This window comes from Pseudomonas syringae, from assembly GCF_000737245.1.
In the GTDB taxonomy this organism is placed as follows: domain Bacteria; phylum Pseudomonadota; class Gammaproteobacteria; order Pseudomonadales; family Pseudomonadaceae; genus Aquipseudomonas; species Aquipseudomonas syringae_J.
On the sequence record NZ_JPQU01000019.1, the window covers coordinates 32,870 to 52,182 of the forward strand.

The 19,313-nt window shown below is 56.5% G+C and carries 18 protein-coding genes; 11 read left to right on the forward strand and 7 right to left on the reverse strand.

The window, feature by feature from the left end; translation table 11 throughout:
* Window positions 1-183: 183 nt before the first annotated feature.
* Genes IV01_RS20500 through IV01_RS20490 form a run of 3 tightly spaced genes read right to left on the reverse strand, consistent with a single transcriptional unit; the run spans window position 184 to window position 1,869 of the window.
* The gene (locus IV01_RS20500) at window positions 184-783 is read right to left on the reverse strand and encodes an LON peptidase substrate-binding domain-containing protein (protein ID WP_032626404.1); all 600 of its coding nucleotides are present in this window, start codon (window positions 781-783) and stop codon (window positions 184-186) included.
* A gap of 11 nt (window positions 784-794) precedes the next feature.
* Window positions 795-1,511 (reverse strand): LrgB family protein, encoded by a 717-nt coding sequence (locus IV01_RS20495; protein ID WP_032626406.1) that lies wholly within the window; start codon window positions 1,509-1,511, stop codon window positions 795-797.
* Window positions 1,501-1,869, reverse strand: a complete 369-nt coding sequence (locus IV01_RS20490) for a CidA/LrgA family protein (protein WP_032626407.1) — start codon at window positions 1,867-1,869, stop codon at window positions 1,501-1,503. The genes IV01_RS20495 and IV01_RS20490 overlap by 11 nt, the downstream gene beginning before the upstream one ends.
* 187 nt (window positions 1,870-2,056) lie before the next feature.
* Here IV01_RS20490 and IV01_RS20485 point away from each other — a divergent pair, with 187 nt between their 5' ends.
* The 3 genes from IV01_RS20485 to IV01_RS20475 all read left to right on the forward strand — a co-directional run bounded on the left by IV01_RS20485 (window position 2,057) and on the right by IV01_RS20475 (window position 5,053).
* The gene (locus tag IV01_RS20485) at window positions 2,057-2,512 is read left to right on the forward strand and encodes a MaoC family dehydratase (protein ID WP_032626409.1); all 456 of its coding nucleotides are present in this window, start codon (window positions 2,057-2,059) and stop codon (window positions 2,510-2,512) included.
* A gap of 149 nt (window positions 2,513-2,661) precedes the next feature.
* Entirely contained in the window at window positions 2,662-4,386 is a 1,725-nt protein-coding gene (locus IV01_RS20480; RefSeq protein ID WP_032626411.1) for a C13 family peptidase, read from the forward strand.
* A gap of 25 nt (window positions 4,387-4,411) precedes the next feature.
* Entirely contained in the window at window positions 4,412-5,053 is a 642-nt protein-coding gene (locus tag IV01_RS20475; protein ID WP_032626413.1) for an oxidoreductase, read from the forward strand.
* Window positions 5,054-5,171: 118 nt separating this feature from the next.
* Here IV01_RS20475 and IV01_RS20470 read toward each other — a convergent pair whose 3' ends face one another.
* The 3 genes from IV01_RS20470 to mpl are packed head-to-tail and all read right to left on the reverse strand — an operon-like array spanning window position 5,172 to window position 7,424.
* Complete coding sequence (locus IV01_RS20470; protein WP_032626415.1) at window positions 5,172-5,456, reverse strand: YceK/YidQ family lipoprotein; 285 nt, start codon at window positions 5,454-5,456, stop codon at window positions 5,172-5,174.
* Window positions 5,449-6,078 carry a flavin prenyltransferase UbiX gene (gene ubiX, locus IV01_RS20465; RefSeq protein ID WP_032626418.1) on the reverse strand — a complete coding sequence of 210 codons (630 nt, stop codon included), beginning with the start codon at window positions 6,076-6,078 and terminating at the stop codon, window positions 5,449-5,451. Before ubiX ends, IV01_RS20470 begins: the two co-directional genes overlap by 8 nt.
* Window positions 6,075-7,424, reverse strand: a complete 1,350-nt coding sequence (mpl, locus tag IV01_RS20460) for a UDP-N-acetylmuramate:L-alanyl-gamma-D-glutamyl-meso-diaminopimelate ligase (protein ID WP_032626420.1) — start codon at window positions 7,422-7,424, stop codon at window positions 6,075-6,077. Before mpl ends, ubiX begins: the two co-directional genes overlap by 4 nt.
* Window positions 7,425-7,717: 293 nt before the next feature.
* Between mpl and IV01_RS20455 the strand changes: the two genes are divergently transcribed.
* From IV01_RS20455 to IV01_RS20420, 8 genes are all read left to right on the forward strand, one after another.
* A complete protein-coding gene (locus IV01_RS20455) occupies window positions 7,718-9,238 on the forward strand; it encodes an aldehyde dehydrogenase family protein (RefSeq protein ID WP_032626422.1) in 1,521 nt (506 codons plus the stop codon).
* Between the two features lie 308 nt (window positions 9,239-9,546).
* A complete protein-coding gene (locus IV01_RS20450) occupies window positions 9,547-10,941 on the forward strand; it encodes an ethanolamine ammonia-lyase subunit EutB (RefSeq protein WP_032626424.1) in 1,395 nt (464 codons plus the stop codon).
* Between the two features lie 25 nt (window positions 10,942-10,966).
* Complete coding sequence (gene eutC / locus IV01_RS20445) at window positions 10,967-11,815, forward strand: ethanolamine ammonia-lyase subunit EutC (protein ID WP_229636089.1); 849 nt, start codon at window positions 10,967-10,969, stop codon at window positions 11,813-11,815.
* A gap of 103 nt (window positions 11,816-11,918) precedes the next feature.
* Complete coding sequence (locus IV01_RS20440; protein ID WP_032626430.1) at window positions 11,919-12,377, forward strand: GNAT family N-acetyltransferase; 459 nt, start codon at window positions 11,919-11,921, stop codon at window positions 12,375-12,377.
* Window positions 12,378-12,707: 330 nt separating this feature from the next.
* Window positions 12,708-13,355 carry a DedA family protein gene (locus tag IV01_RS20435; RefSeq protein ID WP_032626433.1) on the forward strand — a complete coding sequence of 216 codons (648 nt, stop codon included), beginning with the start codon at window positions 12,708-12,710 and terminating at the stop codon, window positions 13,353-13,355.
* 3 nt (window positions 13,356-13,358) lie between these two features.
* Window positions 13,359-14,171, forward strand: coding sequence for a zinc-dependent peptidase (locus IV01_RS20430; protein WP_032626436.1), 813 nt, complete (start codon window positions 13,359-13,361; stop codon window positions 14,169-14,171).
* A 110-nt stretch (window positions 14,172-14,281) separates the two neighbouring features.
* Window positions 14,282-14,809, forward strand: a complete 528-nt coding sequence (gene ppa / locus IV01_RS20425) for an inorganic diphosphatase (protein WP_032626439.1) — start codon at window positions 14,282-14,284, stop codon at window positions 14,807-14,809.
* 339 nt (window positions 14,810-15,148) lie between these two features.
* Window positions 15,149-15,871 carry a LexA family transcriptional regulator gene (locus IV01_RS20420; RefSeq protein WP_032626440.1) on the forward strand — a complete coding sequence of 241 codons (723 nt, stop codon included), beginning with the start codon at window positions 15,149-15,151 and terminating at the stop codon, window positions 15,869-15,871.
* A 555-nt stretch (window positions 15,872-16,426) separates the two neighbouring features.
* Here the strand turns inward: IV01_RS20420 and IV01_RS25845 are convergent.
* Window positions 16,427-18,709 (reverse strand): glycosyltransferase, encoded by a 2,283-nt coding sequence (locus IV01_RS25845; protein ID WP_050507294.1) that lies wholly within the window; start codon window positions 18,707-18,709, stop codon window positions 16,427-16,429.
* Window positions 18,710-19,313 lie beyond the last annotated feature (604 nt).

Below are 19,313 nucleotides of genomic sequence, written 5' to 3' on the forward strand. Positions count from 1 at the left end.
ACTGGACTGACGCTATCGCGGGCAAGCGCGCTCCTACTGGGACGGGCCGTGATGTATGAGAAAGAATGGAGAGTCTGTAGGAGCTCACGAGCAACGCGAGGCAGCGATAGCGGTGTATCAGGCAAAACGCGATCGCTGCCTCCGCGTTGCTCGTGAGCTCCTGCAAAAACAGCGATATGCCACTCAAACCTGCATATCACCCTGCATTTCATCGAGCAGATCCTGGATAGCGTCCAGGCGGTCTTCCGGGTCGTCGATTTCCAGCAGGCCGATCTTGTCCTGGTCGGCAAACGGCAACAGGTAGGCCAGTTGATTACCCAGTGATTGCTGGCCGTTGGCAGTCAGGCCCATGTTGAGCGCGGCGACCATGGGATGCTCGGCCAACGCAACCAGCAGGGCAACAAGATCAGCATCCTCCTCCTGAAGGGGACGCTCCGGCGCTTCGTCGAGCCATTGCACCTGCGCCACCAGTAACTGATCACGCTGAGCCTCGGCGCTGATAACCCGAAAACGCCGTCCGCCTTCCACGCGTATGCCCAGCAGGCCGTTGTCCTGACTCTGAAAATCCCGCACCAGCGCTTCGCAGCCGATCAACGAATAGCCGGCCGGCGCATCACCCACTTCACTGCCCTCAGTAATGCAGACCACCCCGAAACCTTCGCCCAGCTTCATGCAGCGGCCGATCATGTCCAGGTAGCGCGCCTCGAACAGCTGCAAGTCAAGAATGCAGCCGGGAAACAGCACAGCGTTCAGCGGAAACAACGGCAACAACGGCAACGTCATACCCATCACCCTCAAACGACCAACGACACCGCCAACGGCAGGAACAACGCCGTTGCGACACCCATCAAACTCATGCCCAGCGCCGCAAAAGCGCCGCACTCTTCACCTTCCTGCAAGGCTAGCGCGGTACCCACGGCATGAGCCGTCAGCCCCAACGCCATCCCGCGCGCGGCCGGATTTTCAACCCTGGCCAGACTCAATAGACCCGGCCCGAGTATCGCCCCCAGGACACCGGTAATCAGCACAAACACTGCCGCCAAAGCCGCTACGCCACCGAGCTGTTCAGCCACCAACATGGCAATGGGTGATGTCACGGACTTCGGCGCCATGGTCATCAGAATCATGTGCTCGGCACCAAACAGCCAACCCAGCGTCAGGCACAAGCCGGTTGCGAACACGCCGCCCAATACCAGCGTAGTTAACGTCGGCCAAAGCAGCAGACGAATTCGGCGCAGATTCAAATAAAGCGGCACGGCCAGCGCAACCGTTGCCGGGCCGAGCAGAATGCTGAGGATCTCGGTGCTTTTGCGGTACTCCGCGTAATCCACACCACTGCTGAGCAACACCACGATCAGCACCAGCATGGAAACCAGCACCGGCTGCAGGAACACCAGACGGGTTTTCTCATAGGCAGCCAAAGCCAGTTGGTACGCCCCCAAGGTAATGGCGATGCCAAAAAGTGGATGATGGATCACAGAGACCCAGGCACCATGCCAATCAAGATTCATGGTGACTCCTGCCGCGGGCCTGACGATCGATCAGCTTTTGCATCAACCAGCCAGCGAAGGTCAGGCTGATGATGAGCGACAGCACCAGCGCGCCGACGATGGCCCAGAAATCGGCAGCAATCGCCGCGGCATACACCATCACGCCAACCGCAGGTGGTACCAGCAACAGTGGCAGGTAACGCAGCAGACTGCTGGCTGCCAGGCTGATGGGCTCACTGACTTCGCCGCGAATCATGAGAAAGGCCAGCAGCAGCATAAGGCCGATGATCGGACCGGGCAAAATCGACAAAAACAGGTGGTTGAGTGCAGTGCCGAGCAATTGGAACAGCACCAGCCACGTCAGGCCTCGTAGCAACATAAAAAGCTCCAGCAAGTTGGCGGCGACATTATAAGCACGCTGGGGCAAGGGCTATAACCCGTCATTCGTAGACTTGGGCTTGCTTGACCAATCCGACACTCTCTGCTGATCTGGTTTCCTGCGCAGGCAAAATCCTACGCAAAAAAAACCAAAAAGAGACAACCAGTCAAAAACAAGGAGAGTAGACATGCCATTTGTACCTGTTACAGAGCTCCAGAGTTACGTCGGCAAGGAACTGGGACGTTCCGAATGGCTGACCATCGATCAGGAACGCATTAACCTGTTCGCCGAAGCGACCGGCGACTATCAGTTCATTCACGTCGACCCGGTCAAGGCCGCTCAAACCCCATTCGGCAGCACCATTGCCCACGGCTTTCTGTCGCTGTCGTTGATCCCCAAGCTGATGGAAGACCTGCTGGTACTGCCAGAAGGCTTGAAGATGGTGGTGAATTACGGGCTCGACAGCGTGCGCTTCATTCAACCCGTGAAAGTCGACTCTCGCGTTCGTCTTAAAGTCGAGCTGACCGAAGTGACCGAGAAAAAGCCCGGACAATGGCTACTCAAAGCCACGGCCACACTGGAGATCGATGGCCAGGAAAAACCGGCCTTCATCGCTGAACCGCTGTCGATGTGTTTCGTGTAACGTCCGCAAAACACCGTTAAAACACGAAACAGTCGTAACAGACTGTTTCGTCTGTCTTACTCGCTGCGGCATACTCCCCTCGGCTGCGCACCCGTGCTTTCACAGACGTCGGCTGCTCACGCCTGGAACCATATTTCTCGGGATAGACCATGCGCGCGCTTGTACCACTGGCTCTGACACTCCTCCTCGCTGCTTGCGGTGACGGCGAACCGCTGTCGCCTCCGGACGCACGCCTGCCGGATGGCGGACGCTATCGCGGAGACGTGGTCAATGGCTTGCTGCAGGGTCAGGGACGCATCGATTATCCCAACGGCAGCTGGTACGCCGGCGAATTTCACGACGGCCTGTGGCACGGTCTGGGCGAATGGCACGCCAGCAATGGCGACACCTATAAAGGCGGCTTCGCCAACGGGCTATTCGAGGGTCAGGGGATATTGACCACCCACGGCGGCGTGTACGTCGGCGGCTTCAAGCTGGGCCGCCGGGACGGCGAAGGCACACTCAAAGAGAAAGGGCTGACCTACCGGGGCGGCTTCAAGGCCGACCAATACGACGGGCTTGGGCGCATTGAACTCGACGACGGTAGCCAGTATCAAGGCCAGTTCGCCCAAGGCAAACCCAACGGAGAAGGCCAGCGCAGCGATGCCAGCGGCAACCAGTTCAGCGGTAAATTCGTCAACGGCAAACTGGAAGGCAATGGCAGCTTCAACAGCGCGGACGGCGATCAGTACGTGGGCGGCTTTCGCAACAATCAGCTCAATGGCCGCGGCCGCTACGAAAACAGCGATGGCGACGTCTGGGTCGGCGAGTTCAAGGACGGTGCCCTCAACGGCAAAGGCGAATTGATCGGCGCCGACGGCAGCCATTATCAGGGGTTGTTCAGCAATTGGCGCTTTTCTGGCCAAGGCCGTTTGCGCCTGGTGGATGGCAGCGTCTATGTAGGGCAGTTCAACGATGACACCTATCAAGGACAAGGCACACTGACCCCGGCGCAAGGCGCCGTGCAGAGCGGCACCTGGGCCAACGGCCAACTGATCCGTGACGCCAAGGGCAAGTTGCTGCCTGACTCGCTGGAAACCGGCATCCTCGCCCAGGGTTCACTGCTGGAGAAGGCCTTGGCGGGCGTGCCGGTCTCCACGCCAGCAGTAGAACTGTTCAGCCTGGTGGTCGGCGGTGATGGCAAGCAGAGCGTCTTCCTGCGTGAAGCCGATTACGTCAGCAACCTGCTGGCCTCGCGCTTCGGGGCGTTTGGGCAGATCACCCTGGTCAACCATCGCGATCACCTGATCGACCGTCCGATGGCAACCCGCGAGACCATCACCCGCGCCGTGCAAACCCTGGCGCAACGCACTGGCCCGGAAGATCTGGTGTTCATTTACCTGACCAGCCACGGCACCCAAGAACATGAGCTGGTCCTGGACCAACCTCGCCTGGAATTGGCCGATCTCCCAGCCGATGAACTGGCGACGGCGTTGGCGCCGCTGAAAAACCGCGACAAGGTGGTGGTGATTTCTGCTTGCTACTCAGGCGGCTTCATCCCTGCGCTCAAGGATGAAAGGACGCTGATCATGACCGCCTCGCGAGGTGATCGGGTGTCCTTCGGCTGTTCCGAAGAGGCCGACTTCACGTATTTCGGCGACGCGCTTTTCGCCAAGGCACTGGTGGAAACCGACGACCTGCAACAGGCCTTCAACGATGCAAAAAATTACGTCGCCGAGCGTGAAGTCGCCGAGAACTATGAAGCGTCCGAGCCGCAGATATGGGCACCCAAAGGCGTCATCACCCACTGGCAACTGTTGCGCAAGCAGCAGGCAGAGCGGGCACTCAACACCACATTGACACGCAAGGAAGCGAAGTCGTCCGCCAGCCACTAAGCTGTCGGTATCAAGGGAGAACTGTATGTACTTGACGCCACAACACATCTTGCTTGCCGGAGCGACCGGTCTCACGGGCGAACATTTGCTGGATCGCCTGCTCAATGAACCTACGGTCAGCCGCGTGCTGGCCCCGACTCGACGCCCTCTGGCTGAGCATCCACGCCTGGAAAACCCGGTTGGCGAATTGAACGCGCTGCTGCCGTCCCTGAGCGGCCAGGTGGACATCGCCTTCTGCTGCCTGGGCACCACCATCAAGCAAGCTGGTTCCCAGGAAGCCTTCAAGGCCATTGATCTGGATCTGGTGGTGGCCTTCGGCAAACGCGCCCGGGAAATGGGCGCTCGGCATTTGCTGGTGATCAGCGCAATTAACGCCGACCCGACATCCAGCGTGTTTTATACCCGCATCAAAGGCGAGATGGAGCAGGCTCTGATTGCTCAGGACTGGCCACAACTGACCATCGCCCGCCCTTCGCTACTGGTGGGCAACCGCTCCGAACAGCGACTGGCAGAACAACTGGCTGCGCCGCTGGCCAAGCTGATTCCCGGCAAATACGGCGCCATCGAAGCCTGCACCCTGGGTTGGGCGCTGTGGCGTCTGGCGCTGGAAGAGCAAGATGGCGTGCGGATTGTCGAGTCGGATGAGTTGAGAAGGTTGGGGAAGTAAGCCTCACACATCTGTAGGAGCGAGCTTGCTCGCGATGACGATATGCCAGACAGAAGAATGTTTGCCTATCAGAACGCCATCGCGAGCAAGCTCGCTCCTACAGTTAATTGCAGCATCCCTACAACCCACCTGTAGCCTGAACATATCCGCCCATCGCGGCGATCAACGACAACGGCAGTAACAAGGTATCGAGCAATGCACTCGCGGGCAGATCCAGCCCCGGATAACTCGGTGCCTGCGCGCCAAACCGATCCATCGCACAACAGCCGCCCTGCATCGCATACAAATCCAGCCGCGTCCCGGCATAGACCAGCGGTGCGCCGGGTTTTGCGGCATTGAGAGTACGAGCTGTGGCGCAGCCCGTGAGGATCAGCGCCAGCGCGACCAGCAGCAGCTTATTCATCAGCACTCAAATGATGCTCACCCCAGCGCGGCAGCATGTCTTGTGGAATGTTCAGCAGATTCAGAATCCGCGCCACGACGAAATCAATCAAGTCGTCGATGGTTTGCGGCTGATGATAAAAGCCCGGCGAGGCAGGCAGAATCACAGCCCCCATGTTGGACAGCTTGAGCATGTTTTCCAGATGGATGCTGGAAAAAGGTGCTTCACGAGGGACCAGAATCAACTGGCGACGCTCCTTGAGGGTCACATCAGCGGCGCGTTCGATCAGGTTGTTGCAGGCGCCGGTGGCAATCGCCGACAAGGTCCCGGTCGAACACGGCACCACCACCATCGCACTGGGCGAACCCGAACCCGAGGCTACCGGCGACATCCAGTCTTCCTTGCCGTAAACCCGAATCTGCCCGGCGGCAGCGCCGGTATATTCAGTCAGAAACGCCTGCATCATGGTCGGCTTGGGCGGCAGCGTAACGTCAGTCTCGGTGGCCAATACCAACTGCGCCGCTTTGGAAATCAGGAAGTGCACTTCGCGATCTTCACGCACCAGGCAATCGAGCAGACGCAAACCATACTGCGCGCCGGACGCTCCAGTCATCGCGACTGTGACGCGTTCCGGGCCGCTCATTGCAAGGCCTCGGCGAGCTTGCCATGCAGGCCACCAAAACCGCCGTTGCTCATGATCACCACATGAGTCCCCGGCTGCGCCTGGCTTTTGACCCGGGCAATGATTCCTTCCAGCGAATCGCTGACTACCGCCGGCACTGAACACAGCGCAGCGGTCGCGGCCAGATCCCAGCCCAGATTTGCCGGGGCGTACCAGACCACCTGATCAGCCTGTTGCACGCTTTCCGGAAGCCCATCGCGGTGAGCGCCGAGCTTCATGGAGTTGGAGCGCGGTTCGATGATGGCGATCAGCGGAGCGTCGCCGATTTTCTTGCGCAAGCCATCAAGCGTGGTGGCGATAGCCGTTGGGTGGTGAGCGAAGTCGTCGTAAATAGTGATGCCACGGACTTCCGCGACTTTCTCCATGCGCCGTTTAACGCTTTTGAAAGCGCTCAAGGCTTCAACGCCCAAAGCAGGCACGACGCCCACATGACGCGCAGCGGCCAGGGTCGCCAGAGCGTTGGCCACGTTGTGCTGACCGGTCATGTCCCAATCCACGGTGCCTTGGACTTCGCCTTCGAAAATCACTTCAAACTGCGAGCCGTCTTCGCTCAGCAAACGCGCTTGCCACTGGCCGCCCTGCCCTGTGGTTTGCACCGGCGTCCAGCAGCCCATCTGAATGACACGGGCCAGCGCAGGCTCGGTGGTCGGATGGATCACCAGCCCTTCACTCGGGATAGTCCGCACCAAATGATGGAACTGCCGCTCGATCGCAGGCAGATCAGGGAAGATGTCGGCGTGATCGAACTCAAGATTATTCAGGATCGCAGTGCGCGGACGGTAGTGGACGAACTTGGAGCGCTTGTCGAAGAAGGCGCTATCGTATTCGTCCGCCTCGACCACAAAAAACGGTGTATCGCCCAGCCGAGCGGACACCGCGAAGTTCTGCGGCACGCCACCGATCAGAAAGCCGGGGCTCATGCCCGCGTGTTCCAACACCCAAGCCAGCATGCTGCTGGTGGTGGTTTTGCCGTGAGTACCCGCAACCGCCAGCACCCAGCGGCCTTGCAGCACGTGATCAGCCAGCCATTGTGGGCCGGACACATACGGCAGGCCCTTGTTGAGCACATATTCCACAGCCGGATTGCCACGCGACAGTGCGTTGCCTATCACCACCAGATCAGGGGCCGGGTCCAACTGCGCCGGGTCGTAACCCTGCGTCAGTTCAATGCCCTGGGCCTGCAATTGAGTGCTCATCGGCGGATAGACGTTGGCGTCGGAACCGGTCACCCGATGGCCCAACTCTTTGGCGAGCACCGCCAGCGAACCCATGAAAGTGCCGCAAATACCAAGGATATGAATATGCATGACCACCTCTTAAAACGTCCGCGCAGGTTAGCTCACAGAGGGTGAAATGGCACTTAGTGTTTGTTGGCCAGCACGCCAGGCCTGAACCTGTGGGACGACCGGGGTGGCGCTCCACCTTGCCCGCGATGGCGTTGGGTCAGCCTACACATTTGTCGTTGTCGAAATCGCATCGCGGGCAAGCGCGCTCCTACAAAGGCGAATTCGCCCCCTTTGCTCTACGCTTGAACAAGCGCACTATTCCAGAGCGATGTTCACGTCAGCTCTCCCAACAACAAAAATCAGGAGAAATCACCATGCGTTACGCACATCCCGGTACCGAAGGCGCTCTGGTCAATTTCAAAGAGCGCTATGGCAACTACATTGGCGGCCAGTTCGTTGAGCCGGTCAAAGGCCAATACTTCACCAATACTTCGCCGATCACCGGCAAGCCCATTGCTGACTTTCCGCGCTCCACTGCCGAAGACATCGAAAAAGCACTGGACGCAGCCCACGCTGCGGCTGAAGCCTGGGGTACCACCTCAGTACAAAACCGTTCGCTGACCCTGCTGAAAATCGCCGACCGTATCGAACAGAATCTCGAAATTCTGGCGATCACTGAAACCTGGGACAACGGCAAGGCAATCCGCGAAACCCTGAATGCCGATATTCCTTTGGCGGTGGATCACTTCCGTTACTTCGCCGGTGTATTGCGCGCCCAGGAAGGCAGCGCTGCCGAGATCGACGGCAACACCGTGGCGTATCACATCCATGAACCGCTGGGCGTGGTCGGGCAGATCATCCCGTGGAACTTCCCGATCCTGATGGCGGCCTGGAAACTCGCCCCGGCGCTGGCTGCCGGTAACTGCGTCGTACTCAAACCCGCCGAGCAAACACCGCTGGGCATCAGCGTATTAATGGAATTGATTGGCGACCTGCTGCCGCCTGGCGTGCTGAACGTCGTGCAAGGTTATGGTCGTGAAGCCGGTGAAGCCTTGGCCAGCAGCAAGCGCATTGCCAAGATCGCCTTCACAGGCTCGACCCCCGTTGGCTCGCACATCATGAAACTGGCCGCCGACAACATCATCCCGTCCACCGTGGAGCTGGGCGGCAAGTCGCCGAACATTTTCTTCGAAGACATCATGAGCGCCGAACCGGAGTTCATCGAAAAAGCCGCTGAAGGCGTTGTACTGGCGTTCTTCAATCAGGGCGAAGTCTGCACCTGCCCATCCCGCGCGCTGGTACAGGAATCGATCTATCCGCAGTTCATGGAAGCGGTGATGGCCAAAGTCCTGAAGATCAAACGCGGCGACCCGCTGGACACTGACACCATGATCGGCGCCCAGGCCTCGCAGCAGCAGTTCGACAAAATCCTCTCGTATCTGGAAATCGCTCAGAGCGAAGGGGCCGAGCTGCTGACCGGCGGCAAAGTGGAAAAAATGCAGGGCGATATGGCGACCGGTTATTACATCCAGCCGACGCTGCTCAAAGGCAACAACAAGATGCGGGTGTTCCAGGAAGAAATCTTCGGCCCCGTGGTGAGCGTCACCACGTTCAAGGACGAGGCGGAAGCGGTAGCCATCGCCAACGACACCGAGTTCGGGCTGGGCGCAGGCGTCTGGACCCGCGATATCAACCGCGCTTATCGCGTTGGCCGGGCGATCAAGGCCGGCCGTGTCTGGACCAACTGCTATCACCTGTACCCGGCCCACGCCGCGTTCGGGGGCTACAAAAAATCCGGGGTCGGCCGCGAAACCCACAAAGTCGCGCTGGAACATTACCAACAGACCAAAAACCTGCTGGTGAGCTACGACACTCATCCGTTGGGGTTTTTCTAAGCCCTATTGCTAATCACCAATGGCCTCATCGGATGCCATTGGTGATCTGATCAACACCATCCCCGTAGGAGCGCGCTTGCCCGCGATGGCGTCGTGTCAGCTATATCTTTCCCATCTGACACACCGCAATCGCGGGCAAGCGCGCTCCTACAGTTATTTGCACCGAAACAGTTCACAAAACGCCTCACCTCACTGCATTCACGACACACCCCCCCCCGTAATTGGCGACTTCAGCCATGATGGAGTATTAATTGCTTACTTTACTTTCCTCGCCCCGTAGCTGGTTCGGGACGTCATGGAGATTTCGTATGGCAAGCTTTTCCCATTCTGTCGGCGCACAGACTTACCGCTTTGACAGCCTCAAGGACGTCATGGCCAAAGCCAGTCCGGCACGCTCCGGGGATTTTCTCGCAGGCGTTGCCGCGCAAAACGATGGTGAACGGGTCGCCGCGCAGATGGCGCTGGCCAATATCCCGCTCAAGCACTTCCTTGAGGAAGCGCTGATCCCCTATGAAGCCGACGAAGTCACCCGCCTGATTATCGATACCCACGACAAGCTGGCCTTTGCGCCGGTCAGCCACCTGACCGTCGGCGGGTTTCGTGACTGGTTGCTCAGCGACAAAGCCGACGAAACCAGCCTGCGCGCCCTCGCCCCAGGTCTGACCCCGGAAATGGCCGCCGCCGTGTCGAAAATCATGCGTGTGCAGGATCTGGTGCTAGTGGCGCAGAAAATCCGCGTCGTGACTAAATTTCGCGGCACTCTGGGCCTGCGCGGTCGTCTGTCGACCCGCCTGCAACCCAACCATCCCACCGACGACCCGTCCGGCATTGCCGCGAGCATTCTCGACGGCCTGCTGTATGGCAACGGCGATGCCATGATCGGCATCAACCCGGCCACCGACAGCACGTCGTCCATTGTCGCGTTGCTGGAAATGGTCGATGCCATCATTCAGCGCTACGACATCCCGACTCAAGCCTGCGTGCTGACCCACGTCACCACCTCGATTGAAGTGATCAACCGCGGCGTACCGGTGGACCTGGTGTTTCAATCGATCACCGGTACCGAAGCGGCCAACTCAAGCTTCGGCATCAACCTGAACCTGTTGCAGGAAGGTTACGAGGCGGGCTTGAGCCTGAATCGCGGCACGCTGGGCCAGAACCTGATGTATTTCGAGACCGGCCAGGGCAGCGCGCTGTCGGCCAACGCCCATCACGGCCTCGATCAACAGACCTGCGAAACCCGTGCTTACGCCGTGGCCCGGCATTTCAAGCCGTTTCTGGTCAATACCGTGGTCGGCTTCATCGGCCCGGAATACCTGTACAACGGCAAGCAGATCATCCGTGCCGGCCTGGAAGATCACTTCTGCGGCAAGCTGCTGGGGGTGCCCATGGGTTGCGACATTTGCTACACCAACCACGCCGAAGCCGATCAGGACGACATGGACACCCTACTGACGCTGCTGGGCGTGGCGGGGATCAACTTCATCATGGGCATCCCCGGCTCCGACGACATCATGCTCAATTACCAGACCACTTCGTTCCACGACGCACTTTACGCCCGGCAAACCCTAGGTCTGCGGGCGGCACCGGAGTACGAAGCGTGGCTGGAGAAAATGGGCATCTTTACCCAGGCCGATGGCCATGTGCGCTTTGGCGACAGCCTGCCACCTGCCTTTCGTCACGCCCTGGCGCACTTGTCATGACGGAGCTGATATGAAGGACGACGCCATGAGCGAGCTGGTGCTCGACACCGCCCAACCTGCATCTGACAACACGCCCAATCCCTGGCTGGAATTGCGCCGCCTGACCCCGGCGCGGATTGCCTTGGGCCGTACCGGCACCAGCATGCCTACCGCCGCCCAACTGGATTTTCAGCTCGCCCACGCTCAGGCCCGGGACGCGGTGCACTTGCCGTTCGATCACGCCGCATTGAGCGCGCAACTCAATAGCAAGGGCCGGGAAAACCTGCTGCTACACAGCGCGGCACCCGATCGTGATAGCTATCTGCAACGCCCGGACAAGGGCCGGCGCCTGGACGATACTTCGGCTCAAGCCTTGCGTGACTATGCCGCAGCGCATCACGGCGGCGTCGATGTTGCCGTGATCGTAGCCGACGGTTTGTCTTCGCTGGCGGTGCATCGCCACACCCTGCCGTTTCTGGACCGCATGGAAGAACTGGCCCGGGCTGAGGGTTGGACGCTGTCACCGGTGATACTTGTTGAACAGGGACGGGTCGCGATTGGCGACGAAATCGGTGAGCTGCTGGGCGCAAAAATGTCCGTGATCCTGATCGGCGAACGCCCAGGCTTGAGCTCTCCGGATAGCCTCGGGCTGTATTTCACGTACGCGCCAAAAGTTGGCCTGAATGACGCGCACCGCAACTGTATCTCCAACGTAAGACTTGAAGGCCTAAGTTATGCGATGGCCGCTCATCGTCTGCTTTACTTGATGCGAGAGGCCTGCAAACGACAGTTGTCGGGAGTCAACCTCAAGGACGAAGCACAATTGCATAGCCTGGAAACCGACGAGCCATTGAACACCAAGGGTAATTTCCTGCTCGCTGGCCCATCGGACTGATCATTAGATTGCGCTTTCTAAACTCATTCGGGAGCATCGGGTCGCACGCTTGAATGCCGCTCGTATCGTTCGTCGCTAGCCATCGTGAAGTTGAGGCCCAACCATGCGGATCATCAAAGCCACACTGGAACACCTGGACCTGCTGGCACCGCTGTTTATCAAATACCGGGAGTTTTACGGGGAGCTGCCCTACCCCGATTCTTCTCGGGAGTTTCTGGAAAAACGCCTGACCCGGGACGAATCGGTCATCTATCTCGCGATGCCGATTGATGATGACAAAAAGGTGCTGGGTTTCTGTCAGCTTTACCCCAGCTATTCCTCGCTGTCGCTCAAGCGAGTGTGGATCCTCAACGACATCTATGTCGCCGAAGATGCCCGCCGCCAACTGGTAGCCGACCGCCTGATGCGCGCGGCAAAAAAGATGGCCAAAGACACCCAGGCCGTGCGCATGCGGGTGTCCACCAGCGCCAACAACCAAGTGGCGCAGAAGGTCTATGAATCCATTGGGTTCCGGGAAGATACCCAGTTCAAGAACTATGTTTTGCCGATTAACGAGGACTAATACGACCGCTCAATCCTGACGTTTGGCCCGTCCACTTGTGGGAGCGAATTCATTCGCGAAGGCGGTAGCGTGAGCGACAAATTTGTATCGGATGTACCGGCCTCTTCGCGAATGAATTCGCTCCCACAGGTTGTGCGTCCGGCTTGGAAGACCTGAATTTCACAAACCGAAAGGAGCGAACGTGTTCGCGAGATGCTTCGCCAACACGTGGCTCCTACCGGTTCAGCATTCCCCCACCCGGCCATTCTGCTTCTATAATCCCGCCGCAACCTCTCAAGTAGTTAATTCCGCACGCGACCCGGTTCTGGGTCGCCGCTATTGGTGCCTTACATGGATTTCAACCCGCTCGACCTTATTCTGCACCTGGATGTCTACCTCGACTTGCTGGTTACCAACTACGGAACCTGGGTTTACGCGATCCTGTTTCTGGTCATTTTTTGTGAAACCGGCCTGGTGGTCATGCCGTTCCTGCCGGGCGACTCGCTACTCTTTATTGCTGGTGCAGTCGCGGCTGGCGGCGCCATGGACCCGGTACTGCTCGCTGGTCTATTGATGGCTGCCGCTATCATCGGCGACAGCACCAACTACATCATCGGCCGTACTGCCGGCGAAAAACTGTTCCGCAATCCGGACTCGAAAATCTTCCGCCGCGATTACCTGATGCGGACTCACGAGTTCTACGATCGCCATGGTGGCAAGACTGTCACTCTGGCGCGCTTCCTGCCGATCATTCGCACTTTCGCCCCGTTTGTCGCCGGCATCGGGCGGATGAATTACCCACGCTTCCTGGGCTTCAGCGTGCTGGGCTCGGTGTTGTGGGTTGGCAGTCTGGTTACCTTGGGCTACTTCTTCGGCAACGTACCCTTCATCAAGAAGAACCTCTCGGTGCTGGTGCTGGCGATCATTCTGATTTCCCTGCTACCCATGATCATCAGCGTGGTCCGCGGACGCATGGCCCGCTCGGTAAGCGCGCGCTAAAGGATGTGGTCGTTCAGCCAATGGCGTCGGCAACGCAGACTCGCGAAGAACCCGGTCGCCCCCGAGCTTTGGCAACGGGTGCGGGTCAGCCTGCCGATCATTGATGGCCTGAGCGTCGAGCAGGATGCGCTGCTGCGGGAAAACAGCGTGCTGTTCTTGCAAGACAAACACATCACCTGCTTGCCCGGCGTGGAGTTGGACGATGAAAAGCGGCTGCATCTGGCCGCCCAGGCGCAATTGCCGCTGCTCAATCTTGGCGATCTGAACTGGTATCAGGGCTTTCACGAACTGGTGATCTACCCCGACGACTTCGTCAGCCCCCAGCGCCACCGCGATCCCAGTGGGGTAGAGCACGAATGGGATGGCGAGCACAGCGGCGAAGCCTGGGAGCGCGGCCCGGTGATCCTCGCACTGCCCGGCGTGCTCTCCAGCGGCGACTGGGACGCCTACAACCTGGTAATCCACGAGTTGGCGCACAAGCTGGACATGCTCAACGGCGATGCCAACGGTCTGCCGCCGCTGCACAGCGATATGCGGGTCAGTGACTGGGCCAGCGTCATGCAGCACGCCTACGACCACATGAACCGCCAGCTGGATGAACACCCCCACGTTGAAACCGTCATCGACCCTTACGCTGCCGAAGACCCCGCCGAGTTTTTCGCCGTGACCAGCGAGTATTTCTTCTGCGCCCCCGATTTACTGGATCAGGTCTATCCTGCGGTGTACGAACAGCTTAAAGCGTTCTACCGTCAGGACCCGCTCACCCGCCTGCGAACCCTGCAGCGTGATGAACCTTCCTACCAAAACCGGGACTAATGCCAGCAGGCTGCCACGCATGGCAACAGCAACAGAATATGCCTATAATCCGGCCACTTTTTGGCGTAACCAGCCAAAGCCGTCTGGTCAATCAAGGGGGGCAATGCCCAATGAGCTACAGCAAGATTCCGGCTGGTAAAGACCTGCCGAACGACATCTACGTCGCGATCGAAATTCCGGCCAACCACGCGCCGATCAAATACGAAATCGACAAAGATTCCGATTGCCTGTTCGTTGACCGCTTCATGGCTACGCCGATGTTTTACCCGGCCAACTACGGTTTCATCCCTAACACCCTGGCAGACGACGGTGACCCCCTCGACGTGCTGGTTGTGACCCCTTACCCGGTGTCCCCAGGTTCGGTGATCCGCGCTCGTCCAGTCGGCATTCTGCACATGACCGACGACGGCGGTGGCGATGCCAAAGTAATCGCAGTCCCACACGACAAGCTGTCCCAGCTGTACGTCGACGTGAAGGAATACACCGATCTGCCTCCCCTGCTGCTGGAGCAGATCAAGCACTTCTTCGAGAACTACAAAGACCTCGAGAAAGGCAAATGGGTGAAGATCGAAGGTTGGGGTGATGCTGAAGCTGCCCGCGCCGAGATCACCAAATCGGTTGCCGCCTACAAAGGCTGATCGATCGCTGTCTCGAAAAGGGGTATCTGCCAGCAGATACCCCTTTTTATTGTCGCTGTCCGGCGTTTTTATTGAAGCTTACGAGGCAACAATAATATTTTTTATTAAACACAAGTTGAATGATCCGCCCTGCCATAAAAACTGACTAAACAAGCCGTTACGCAGTTGATATAGGGTTAAACATAATAGTCGCGTTTACACGCGCATTACGTATTACAGAATAAGCCTACAAATCCGCCAACCCCCCGTAATCCATGGGGCAAAAGACAATCAGACCTACCACTCAATTGAACACCTCGTTTATTTAAACAAGCTCACGACCGCCGTAAACTTGTTGCCATGAATACATCAGGTGATCGACTACGCGCCCTCCTTCGGGAGTGCCACCTCTCAGCCACGGATTTTGCCGCTAACCGGAAAGTCACGCCTCAGCACGTGAACAACTGGTTCAAGCGCGGTATCCCCATGGCTCGTCTGGAAGAGGTGGCTGAATTATTGAGTGTCAACGCACGCTGGCTGCGCTCGGGCGAAGGCCCGAAACACCCCAGCGAATCTGCCAACGAAAACAGTGGCGGCGACTCCATTCAGATGCAGAGCGGAAGAAGCTTTTCCCGGGGCGACGTGGAAGTCCCGATCTATAAAGAAACCGAATCCGACACCGGTCAGACACTCATCGCCGAGGCCCCCGGCAAGAAAATCCGCCTGCCTTTGCAGGTCCTGCAGAGCATGAACATCAGCGTTGATAACGCCATTTGCGTGGCCATGATCGGCAATAGCATGGCCGACAAAATACAGGCAGGCTCACTCATCGGCCTCGACCGCGGCCTGACCCGCATTATCGATGGGGAAATGTACGCTCTGGAACACAGCGGCATGCTGCGCGTGAAATACCTCTACCGCCTACCCGGCAATGGCCTGCGACTGCGCAGCCACAACAGCGCCGAATACCCCGACGAACTGTTCACTGCCGAACAGATCGAGGAACAAGGCATTCGTGTCCTGGGCTGGGTGTTCTGGTGGTCAACGCTCAATATTCAGCGGCCAGTGTTGCCATTTCGGTGATGGGGCGGCTGGGGTTTGCACTACCCTGTGGGAGCGAATTTATTCGCGAAGGCGGTGGCACGGCCGATGAACATGCATGGAATCTACCGGCCTCTTCGCGAATGAATTCGCTCCCACAGGGTTCGCATCTGTTGACCGCAGGCTTAGTGACAAAACATTTCAGCACTGGGCAATCACGCCGAACATCAGTATCCTCACCGCCATCCCGACCCAAGGCACACCCCGCCTTGAAGTCGACGGTTACGCGAAGCTGCAATCGCGTCGCCATCCTCATTAGCGCCACTCGCTGAGCGCACCTGTTAAGGCGAGCACGGTTTGCCAAAAACAAACCAAGCTCGTCCTTGAGAAGCCGGCCACAAGCCGGCTTTTTAATGTCTGAAATAATCATGCGCTATTCAGGAAGTCAGCTCAGAGCCAGGCGGCTAGACGTGTTCACCCACTGCGATAGAACACACACGCAGGTTTTAGGGGGCCATTCGAGAGCTCAACTGTGCGTCCCGATGGCTGGTTGAAGCCAACGAGCCTGATGGGTTGCTTTTTAGCGCTGCGAAAAATTCATGCAGGCAGCAGAATTTTATTGATGATTCCGTCTTTCAAGGCTGAGTACGAGTGACCAGCCTCAAATGTATTTCGGGAACATTCTTCAGCCTCAAGTCGTGCCGCATTTTGCTTGATCAAAACTGTCGAAGCATTGGCGAATTTTTCGGCACTCATCTCACAGGCTAAGCCATAGGAAGTATCAATACCTTCGAGGGCGGCAGGTGTTCCTACAAGTGCCTTGCCATAGGCTAAAGCTTCGACGACTTTAATTTTCATGCCCGTGCCGTACCGAATGGGACAAACAATTACCTTGGAAGCCTTATAGACGTCGTCGATGTTCTCGACAAACCCTTGCTGTTTGATATTGCTCTTGAACATAGATTCGTGGACGGCGGATTTTATTAACTTATTTCTATTTACATTACCCTGGATCAGAAAGCTCACAGTAGGATGAGCCTGTGCGATCAACGGAAATACCTCATTGATGAACCACACCAAGCCATCTACATTGGGGGCAGAGTTAGACCCTATAAATGCAATGTCATGCTCGAAATTCCCAGTACAAAAGAGCTTGGCATCATCACTGGCATTGAGTGTAACCACTTGAGACTTGGGGTTATAAGTCGCCCGGATAGCATCCGTTTCCACTGACGAAATAGAAATTGCGACATCACATGCATCAAGCCCTGCTTTCTCACTTCTCATAAATATATCAAGATACTTAGCCCGACGTTTCGCCTCTAGGGTAGGCAATATATCACTCTTTATTCGAGTAGATTGCATATCGTGCATATCGACAATTATTTTGCTTCTGGTTTTTGGCAGCGCCCGAGGAAGCACCTTCATGTAGTTGAACCATGCGAAATCATAGCGACACGACGCTAAGTTACTGCAGATAAGTTTTTCAAAATTTCCTGGAAGGGCTGTCACATTATTGATCAAGGCGTCTCTATAGGTGAGACGATCAAACTTTCTTCTTATAAACGACAGTTTTTTTGAAACGCTGCCGAGAGATGATATTGCTTTTCCATAGTTCGGGTGTCGACGAACCTCGACGGTAAGATTTGCGTTGGCGTAATGGGCTTCCAAGCGATTTTTCAACGCTACCGACGTCGTTTTCTCCTCGCTTTGGTTTAACACAAGCAATTTGATCTTTAGACCTGCATCAAGCAGCGCACGGATCATCTGATCCGTGCGGTGAGCACTGCCTCTATTAATGGGAATAGGTATGACAGGCGTTACAAATAAAAGCTTTTTTTTTACGAGGCCCTCCGGGATTTTTACAGTATCGAAATTGATTTTTCTAGTAATGTTCCGGTAGGCGCCATCTTTGTGTAGAACACGCTCAGTTTCGAACGTGCCAAAAGAATACACCTTATTGACCAAATGATGGATAAAGCGGTTTCGAGCGTTTTTAGATACTTCAAAGCCCCTCAGCAGCCAATAGACGACATCTTCAGGATTTTTCACACTACGGTTCATCCCTGGGTGGGAGTAAAATGCATCGCCAGCATGTAATACCGGCTTATCAAACAGAGACGCTATGACACCGACTCCACTGTTGATTAGCAATACAGCTTCGGACATCTCGATCAGATCGTGAACATGGGTGTCGTCGTCTACAAACAACACATTTGCATGAGGTCGGACTTGCTCCAAAGGATGACGCTTTGCAACGACCACCCATTCGGAGGCATGCTGCTCCAACAATTTCTTTGACTGATTGACAAGACAGATAAAGTTGTCGAATGTTTTAATACCACCACAAAAAAATTTAACCGTGGTATCGGAAGGGCGTTGAAACGGTATAAATAAAACTTTCTTTCCAGAAAGCCCCAGTTTTTGCTTCAGCTGCTCGCCTCCCAAGCGATCTCCTTGATGCTCGAGCGGCAATTGCTTCTTGGCATTCTGAATATAGTCTTCGACAGCATGATTCTCATCTTCGCGCAGGGCGTTATCCCATGCCAAAGGATGATAGCTCAAACTATCTGCATTAAAACCAAGATCAAAAAACCATGAGCCGGGCAGTGCACCACGGTCGAAAACCAGCACAGGAAAATCAAGGCTCTTAAGATGAACATAGATCCAGCGTCGACGTTCATTCCCGTAGGGGTTGGGCATGACGACTAAATCGAAAGATGAGTTCCTGACATAATCGATCACATCTTCGGCGTTATCAAAAGAGTGCTCTTCGCGAAAGGAAAGATCACCTATATCGCGCAAGGTTTCTTCAATGCTTCTATAGGACGCACTAAAGCGGTCACCTAGAGCCAGTATTTCCAGAACGCCGTTTTTCATTTTCTACCTAAAAATCCTTAAATCCGTACACTCATATAGTTGAGCGCGTCGATTCAGTTTGTATTCGAGCTGTCAGCTGGGGCGCTGCAAACATTTCAACCTGCTCGACCCTACTGATCTTCGTAACAGACAACATGGTGTTCCTAGAGGTATGCATCGAACTCAACCCCAATCATGTCTCCTTTTCATGAGAAAAACCTATCAGTCAATTCCTCAGCTTATGTAGGAAAAATCCACAGATCACACAATTGCGCCCGGCTACCGGACGAATCGTTGCATCCCACGCAGTCTCAAGAACTATAAAAACCAGTTATTCCATAAAACTTCACCTGATAATCCAGTGTTATGCACCGGAGCTTTCGATGGGGTGACCGCAGCAAGAGCGAGCGGGAGGATGACCTGATTTGCGACAAGGTCATTTATTGCACTGCAATTGGCCGTCATATCAATCTTATACGTGGATTGATCACGCTCACCTGGGAATTTGCTCGCAAACAATCGGCACAGCAGCCTGCAGCTGTATCCCAACATTCGCGAGCAAACTCGCCTGCACTTATTAATGTGGATGTTTTGAGCTCAAGCGTCCTGCCATGAGGGTAGCGTC

Coding starts and splice junctions, on each gene's coding strand:
- IV01_RS20500 (WP_032626404.1), bottom strand. CDS start 783: ATGACGTTGCCGTTGTTGCCGTTGTTTCCGCTGAACGCTGTGCTGTTT.
- IV01_RS20495 (WP_032626406.1), bottom strand. CDS start 1,511: ATGAATCTTGATTGGCATGGTGCCTGGGTCTCTGTGATCCATCATCCA.
- IV01_RS20490 (WP_032626407.1), bottom strand. CDS start 1,869: ATGTTGCTACGAGGCCTGACGTGGCTGGTGCTGTTCCAATTGCTCGGC.
- IV01_RS20485 (WP_032626409.1), top strand. CDS start 2,057: ATGCCATTTGTACCTGTTACAGAGCTCCAGAGTTACGTCGGCAAGGAA.
- IV01_RS20480 (WP_032626411.1), top strand. CDS start 2,662: ATGCGCGCGCTTGTACCACTGGCTCTGACACTCCTCCTCGCTGCTTGC.
- IV01_RS20475 (WP_032626413.1), top strand. CDS start 4,412: ATGTACTTGACGCCACAACACATCTTGCTTGCCGGAGCGACCGGTCTC.
- IV01_RS20470 (WP_032626415.1), bottom strand. CDS start 5,456: ATGAATAAGCTGCTGCTGGTCGCGCTGGCGCTGATCCTCACGGGCTGC.
- ubiX (WP_032626418.1), bottom strand. CDS start 6,078: ATGAGCGGCCCGGAACGCGTCACAGTCGCGATGACTGGAGCGTCCGGC.
- mpl (WP_032626420.1), bottom strand. CDS start 7,424: ATGCATATTCATATCCTTGGTATTTGCGGCACTTTCATGGGTTCGCTG.
- IV01_RS20455 (WP_032626422.1), top strand. CDS start 7,718: ATGCGTTACGCACATCCCGGTACCGAAGGCGCTCTGGTCAATTTCAAA.
- IV01_RS20450 (WP_032626424.1), top strand. CDS start 9,547: ATGGCAAGCTTTTCCCATTCTGTCGGCGCACAGACTTACCGCTTTGAC.
- eutC (WP_229636089.1), top strand. CDS start 10,967: ATGAGCGAGCTGGTGCTCGACACCGCCCAACCTGCATCTGACAACACG.
- IV01_RS20440 (WP_032626430.1), top strand. CDS start 11,919: ATGCGGATCATCAAAGCCACACTGGAACACCTGGACCTGCTGGCACCG.
- IV01_RS20435 (WP_032626433.1), top strand. CDS start 12,708: ATGGATTTCAACCCGCTCGACCTTATTCTGCACCTGGATGTCTACCTC.
- IV01_RS20430 (WP_032626436.1), top strand. CDS start 13,359: ATGTGGTCGTTCAGCCAATGGCGTCGGCAACGCAGACTCGCGAAGAAC.
- ppa (WP_032626439.1), top strand. CDS start 14,282: ATGAGCTACAGCAAGATTCCGGCTGGTAAAGACCTGCCGAACGACATC.
- IV01_RS20420 (WP_032626440.1), top strand. CDS start 15,149: ATGAATACATCAGGTGATCGACTACGCGCCCTCCTTCGGGAGTGCCAC.
- IV01_RS25845 (WP_050507294.1), bottom strand. CDS start 18,709: ATGAAAAACGGCGTTCTGGAAATACTGGCTCTAGGTGACCGCTTTAGT.